Here is a 5964-nt window from a genome sequence, read left to right as displayed (position 1 = left end):
CGTCGCGTCGGCGCTCGGGGTCGACCCGCGCGACGGGGCGATCTATGTCGCCGTGACCGGTGAGGGGCGGGTCGGCGGTGATGTGCGCAAATACGACAAGGACGGCAACTACCTCTTCGGCCTCGATCTGCCCGGCGCGACCACCTGGCTGACCGTCGACAAATCAGGCAATCTCTGGGTGCCCGAAGGATTCTCGGGCTCGGTCGTGCGCAAGTTCACCGTCGACGACGCGACGAAGTCGGCCGCCCAGCACTGCTGATCACCCAGGGCGCGCCGGGAACCACGCTCAAGGTCCTCACCGGTGCAGCGACCGACGCGAACGGCAACGTCTACGTCTCGGATGTCGGCAACAAGGTCATCCACTCGTGGGCGCCGGACGGCACCTTCCGCTTCGACATCTCCGGGCCCATCAAGGGCGACCTGCGCGGGGTCGCGGTCGATGATGCGCTGGGACGGGTCTATCTCTCCGATGCGGTGGCGGGCGGCATACCGGCGTTCGATATGTCGGGCAACTACCTATTCATGATCTCCGGGCTCGGCCTGGCGGACGGGGAGTTCACCGACGGGGCCCGGCAGATCGCGGTCACGCCGGACAACCACGTCTGGGGCGCGGACTACGGCTCCTTCCGGGTGCGGGAGTTCCTGCCCGACGGGACGTACGTGCGCCACTTCCCGGATCCGGCGATGCGGCCCGATCCGGCCGGCATCTCGCAGGCGCGCGGCCTCGATGTCGACCCGGTGACCGGCGATGTGCTGACGGTCGACGCCTTCGGGCAGCGGGTCAACCGGTATTCGTCGACGGGCGAACTGATCGACCAGTTCGGGCGGCGCGGGTCGAGCCCGCCGGAGGGAATGAACTACCCCAAGGCCGTGGCCGTCAATCCGGCGACCCGGGACGTCTGGATCTCCAGTTTCGAAGGACCGCCTGGGGTCGTCGGGTTCAACTCCGACTTCACCACGGTGCTCGGCCGCCCGGAGATCCCGCGCTGGGTGGGCGACCTGGAGTTCTACAACGGTCAGTTGTATGCCCTGGAGCGCCGCCCGGGTGCGGTCCGGGTGATCGACCCGGCGACCCTGGCGGTCGTGCGCACGTGGACCTCGACGATTGGGCTGCTGCACGGACTCGCCGTCGACCCGAGCAACGGCAATATGTGGGTCACCCACGATTCGAAGCCCTTGCTCTATGTCCTCTCGCCCGCCGGCAAGACCCTCAAGACGATCACGCTGCCCGGCGTGGGCTGGGGCGTGGCGATCAAGGGCGACGAGGTGGCCGTCGCCGACACGACGACCGGCTTTGTCGACATCGTCTCCCGGACGACCTATGCCGTGACGGGCCGGATCGGACTTGGGGCCGGGTTCAAGCTGGGGCAGATGAAGACCCCGTCGGGCCTGCAGTTCGGGCCGGACGGCCGGCTCTATGTGATGGAGCAGGTCAACTCCCGGGTCACCGTCTTCGGCCCAGGCCCACGTCCGGCGGCGGAAACGGTCAAGCCGGCATTGGCGCCTGACGCCGGCCCGACGGTGGTCAACGGGCAGGTGGTCCTCACCGGCGCCGCGTCGGATGCCAGCGGCATCGCGACCGTCGAGGCCCGGGTGCGTGACCTGACCACGGGCCTGTACTACGACGGCCGGTATGCCACGTGGGTGACCGCCTCGACATGGTCGGCTGGTGTGGTGTGGGGCGACGTGAGCGTGCCGAACTGGCGCTACACCGTCCCGGCCACCCTGCCCGGGCGCTCGTATGCCGTGTCCCTGCGCGCCACCGACCGGGTCGGCAACCTCTCCCTCCTGAAGAACGTGACCGTCCCCGTCCCCTGACCGCGGCGGGGCCACCAGGGGCGCCCGCACGCCGTCAGGAGAAGCCCGTGGCCGCCGTCAATCAGTGCGTATGCCGCAGCACGCCGGCCAGCGCGTTCAGCACCGAGGCGTCCTCGATGGTCCCGGGGATGGTGGGGGTCTTGCCGTCCGCGATCTCGCGCATGGTCTTGCGCAGGATCTTGCCCGAGCGGGTCTTCGGCAGCGCCGCGACGATGTCGACCTGCTTCAGCGACGCCACCGCGCCGACCTCGTCGCGAACCCGCTGGACGAGCTCCTTGGCGATCTGGGCGCCCTGGGTGGCCGCGTCATACCCGCCCTTGAGCACCACCAGGCCGCGCGGGACCTGACCCTTGAAGTCGTCGGCGACACCGATGACCGCACATTCGGCAACCGCCGGGTGGCCGGCGAGGGCCGCTTCGATCGAGCCGGTCGAGAGCCGGTGCCCGGCGACATTGAGGACGTCGTCGGTGCGGCCCATGACGTAGATATAGCCGTCCTCGTCGATCATCCCGCCGTCGCCGGTGAGGTAGTAGCCCTCGTACACCGACAGGTAGCCACCGACATACCGCTCGTCGTCCTGCCACAGGGTCGGGAGCGTGCCGGGCGGGAGCGGCAGCTTGATGGCGATGGCTCCGTCGACCCCCGCGGGCACGGGTGCGCCGTACTCGTCGAGGATCTGCACGTCATACCCGGGCACGGCGACCGACGGCGAGCCGGGCTTGATCGGCATCGGCTCCAGGCCGCGTAGGTTCGCGGCGATCGGCCACCCGGTCTCGGTCTGCCACCAGTTGTCGACGACCTCGCAGTGCAGCAGGTCGTTGGCCCAGTGGTAGGTGTCCGGGTCGAGCCGCTCGCCAGCCAGGAAGACATTGCGCAGCTGCGAAATATCATGTCCGGCAAGGAGTTTGGCCTCCGGGTCCTCCCGCTTGATGGCCCGGTATGCCGTGGGTGCGGTGAACATCGCCCGCGCCCCATAGTCCGCGATGATCCGCCAGAAGGCGCTGGCATCTGGGGTGCCCACCGGCTTGCCCTCGTAGACGATCGTGGTCGCGCCCGTCAGCAGCGGCGCGTAGACGATGTAGGAGTGCCCGACGACCCAGCCGACGTCAGACGCGGTGAACCAGACCTCCCCGGGGTGGATGTCGTAGATGTTCTCCATCGACCAGCGCAGCGCGACCGCGTGTCCGCCGTTATCGCGCACGATGCCCTTGGGGCGGCCGGTGGTGCCGGAGGTGTAGAGGATGTAGAGCGGGTCGGTCGACGCGACCTCGACGCACTCGGCAGGTTCGGCATCGCGCATGACGTCGTCCCAGGTCATCTCCTCCCACTCGGTGTCGCGCGCCCCGACTTCGGCCTTGAGTTGCGGCCGCTGGAGCATGATGAGCGCCTCGGGCTTGTGTTCACTGCGGTCGAGTCCGCCGTCAAGCATCGGCTTGTAGGCGATGGTCCGTGACGGCTCGATGCCGCAGCTGGCGGAGACAACGACCTTGGGCTTCGCGTCCTCGATCCGGGCCGAAAGCTCGGCGGGCGCGAAGCCGCCGAAGACGACCGAGTGCACCGCCCCGAGCCGCGCGCAGGCCAGCATGGCAACCACGGCCTCGGGCACCATGGGCATATAGATCAGGACCCGGTCGCCCTTCTCGACGCCCAGGCTCGCCAAGGCCCCGGCGAACCGGCTCACCTGGTCGAGCAACTCGGCATACGTCAGGCTGCTCTTGGTTCCGGTGACAGGGGAGTCGTAATACAGGGCCACCTGCTCGCCACGGCCGTCGCGGACGTGCCGGTCGAGAGCGTTGAAGCAGGTGTTGAGCGTCCCGTCGGGGAACCAACGGTAGAAGGGCGGATTGCTGTCATCCAGCGCCGTGGTCGGCGCGGTGATCCACTCGATCGCCTCGGCCGCCGCGCCCCAGAAGGCGTTCGGGTCACCGATGGATTGCTCGTATGCCGCTGCGTAGGCCCCATTGCTCATGCCGCCATGGTGGTGGGTTGCCTCGTGTCGCGCTAGCGGTGGGGACTGTGATGTGGATCAGCGGCGGTCGGGGCGCGGCGAGCGGCACGTGGTTCACGCTGGCGGGGGCTGATCCCAGCGGTCTTCCCGCACCCGGTCGGCGAGATCGAGGTATAGGTCGGACGGCCGGCCTCGGCCCACTTCCGTTTGACGCGTTCGAGGTAATACTTCGCGGTCCCGTAGGCGACTCCCGCACGGCGCGCCGATGCCGCGAGCGTCGCCCCGGAGGCGTAGGCCGTGAGTACGGCTCGCTCCTGCGGTGAGAGTTGCGAGCGACCTGGGCGGGTGTCGCGGCTGAGCACGAAGGCGAGCTCGGGGGAGATGACGAAGCCGCCTGCGGCAACCTCACGGATAGCGGCGAGCAGAACGTCAAGGTCTTGATCCTTGGTGACATAGCCGGCCGCGCCGGCGCCGACGGTCGCAAGCACAGCCTCCGGCTCGGGGATCGTCGAGACGACCAGGGCGCGAGCGCCCGTAGCAAGGAGCGTGCGGACGTTGTCCGCAGGGTCGGAATCGTCGCGCAGATTGAGGTCGAGCAGGGCGACATCGGCGGCACAGCCGGACTCGACATAGGCGGCGACCGAGGCGGCGGTCAACACCAGATCGACGTCCGGGGTCGGGCCAAGCCACAGTCGTAGACCCCCGAGGAGCATGCGGTCATCATCGATGGCGGCCACGCGAATCGTCATACGGGCCACCGCAATTCGACGCTGGTGCCTTGGCCGGGGGCGGAGTCGACGGCAGCCGAGCCGCCGACATCGCGCATCCATCCGCCGCTGCCGCGAGCGGCTCGACGAGCGGGCCAGCGAGCCCAACGAGGGCGGCTGGGCCGTCCTCCTCGGCGTCGGTCATCGGATCGCTGACTGGATCGACGACGCGGGAGGCGCCGGCGCCGATCACCGTGGATCATCGGACCTTCCTCGCGCCGCCGGGACTGACGTTCCCACCGGACTCGCGGGTCACCGCCGTCTTCCCCTCGGATTTCGCCACGACGGTGCACCTCGACGCACCGGAGGACGCCGCGATCGTCGCCTACTTGCGCGAACGCCTGCCAGGCTGGGGCGACGCCATGACGAATGACAATGGCACCGTCCTCACCGCGGCGGGACGGGGTTGGGCCATCACGGTCAACGGCGCCATGGTGATCTTCGGCTACTCGGAGGAGGCCGCGGCGGCGCTCGCGCCGACGGATCAGGATCCGAGCATGTGGCTGACCCGCGCCGACCTTGGACTGCGCCATGCCCCGTTGTTCATGCGCTATCCCGCTGGGACGACGGCCACGGACGTGACCGACCCCGAGTCCGGGGCGAGCTATCGGCTGGCGGGTCACTCGCCCGAAGAGCTCCTCGCGTTCTCTCGGGCGCACCTGACCGATATGCGCCTGAGCGTCACCGCCGACGACACCGCCGCCGCAGCAACGACCCTTCGCTTCACCGAGGAGGACGGATACATCAGCACGATCACCGTGACGGCGACCGAGTTGCGGATCGTTCACCGGCTCGCGTCAGGGACCTCGGCAACGCCGTCCCCGTCGTGATCGGGGGAACGACGACCGCCCCGGACCAGGGGTCCGGGGCGGTCGGTGGTCGCGGGGCGACGGGCGGAGGATGGGGGATTTGAACCCCCGAGGGTTTTATCCCAACACGATTTCCAATCGTGCGCACTAGGCCACTATGCGAATCCTCCGTCGAGGAGGCTACCCGAGGGGGGTGCCCGCGCTGAAATCGCGGCCCGGTGCGCAGCGTTCGCCCTGGCCGGGCGGCATACTGCGGCGGTGAACCGCCGCCCAGCCGCCCTCGCCGTCATTGCGTATGCCGCGCCGGGCATCCTGGCGATGATGTCGATCGGCGCGGCCGTGTCCATGGGCAAGGAGAGCCTGCCCGGGTGGGTCGCCGTGGGATTGATGGTCGGGCTGGTGGCGTGGTTGGGCTACGCGTTCAGCCGGGGCATGCGGCGGCTATCGAGATGGCAGTCGTTCGGGTCGTTTCCCCTCGTGGTCATCGGCGGGACCGTGCTCGAACACGCGGACCGGTTGTGGCCGGTCACCCTCGCGACGGCCGCGCTGCTGGGCGGGAGCCTGGCCCGCTCACCGGCCGGGATCCCGCCCGGGATGGTCGGTGCGGGCGGGTGGCCGGTGG

Annotated in this window: 6 protein-coding genes and 1 tRNA gene; 4 read left to right on the top strand and 3 right to left on the bottom strand. The window is 69.3% G+C overall.

Annotated features, from left to right (window positions below; genetic code table 11):
• Together PKH97_RS04110 and PKH97_RS04105 are read left to right on the top strand one after the other, a co-directional pair.
• Positions 1-259: hypothetical protein (locus PKH97_RS04110; RefSeq protein WP_324386134.1), on the top strand; the 259-nt coding region annotated here is incomplete at its 5' end.
• A 242-nt stretch (positions 260-501) separates the two neighbouring features.
• On the top strand, positions 502-1818 hold the full coding sequence (locus tag PKH97_RS04105) for a hypothetical protein (RefSeq protein ID WP_324386133.1): 1317 nt from the start codon (positions 502-504) through the stop codon (positions 1816-1818).
• 61 nt (positions 1819-1879) lie between these two features.
• Here the strand turns inward: PKH97_RS04105 and PKH97_RS04100 are convergent, their stop codons facing one another.
• Together PKH97_RS04100 and PKH97_RS04095 are read right to left on the bottom strand one after the other, a co-directional pair.
• Positions 1880-3787, bottom strand: a complete 1908-nt coding sequence (locus PKH97_RS04100) for a propionyl-CoA synthetase (RefSeq protein ID WP_324386132.1) — start codon at positions 3785-3787, stop codon at positions 1880-1882.
• Positions 3788-3819: 32 nt separating this feature from the next.
• A complete protein-coding gene (locus PKH97_RS04095) occupies positions 3820-4515 on the bottom strand; it encodes a response regulator transcription factor (protein ID WP_324386131.1) in 696 nt (231 codons plus the stop codon).
• A 212-nt stretch (positions 4516-4727) separates the two neighbouring features.
• On the opposite strand from PKH97_RS04095, the gene PKH97_RS04090 reads away from it, so the two are divergent.
• Positions 4728-5363 carry a hypothetical protein gene (locus PKH97_RS04090; RefSeq protein ID WP_324386130.1) on the top strand — a complete coding sequence of 212 codons (636 nt, stop codon included), beginning with the start codon at positions 4728-4730 and terminating at the stop codon, positions 5361-5363.
• A gap of 64 nt (positions 5364-5427) precedes the next feature.
• Here PKH97_RS04090 and PKH97_RS04085 read toward each other — a convergent pair.
• Positions 5428-5512: transfer RNA gene (locus PKH97_RS04085), tRNA-Ser, on the bottom strand.
• An 88-nt stretch (positions 5513-5600) separates the two neighbouring features.
• On the opposite strand from PKH97_RS04085, the gene PKH97_RS04080 reads away from it, so the two are divergent.
• The coding region (locus tag PKH97_RS04080) for a hypothetical protein (RefSeq protein WP_324386129.1) at positions 5601-5964 on the top strand (364 nt) is incomplete at its 3' end.

It is taken from the genome of Nostocoides sp., assembly GCF_035343835.1.
GTDB classification, from domain to species: Bacteria; Actinomycetota; Actinomycetes; order Actinomycetales; family Dermatophilaceae; genus Nostocoides_A; species Nostocoides_A vanveenii.
This window is presented reverse-complemented; position numbering and strand designations above follow the sequence as displayed.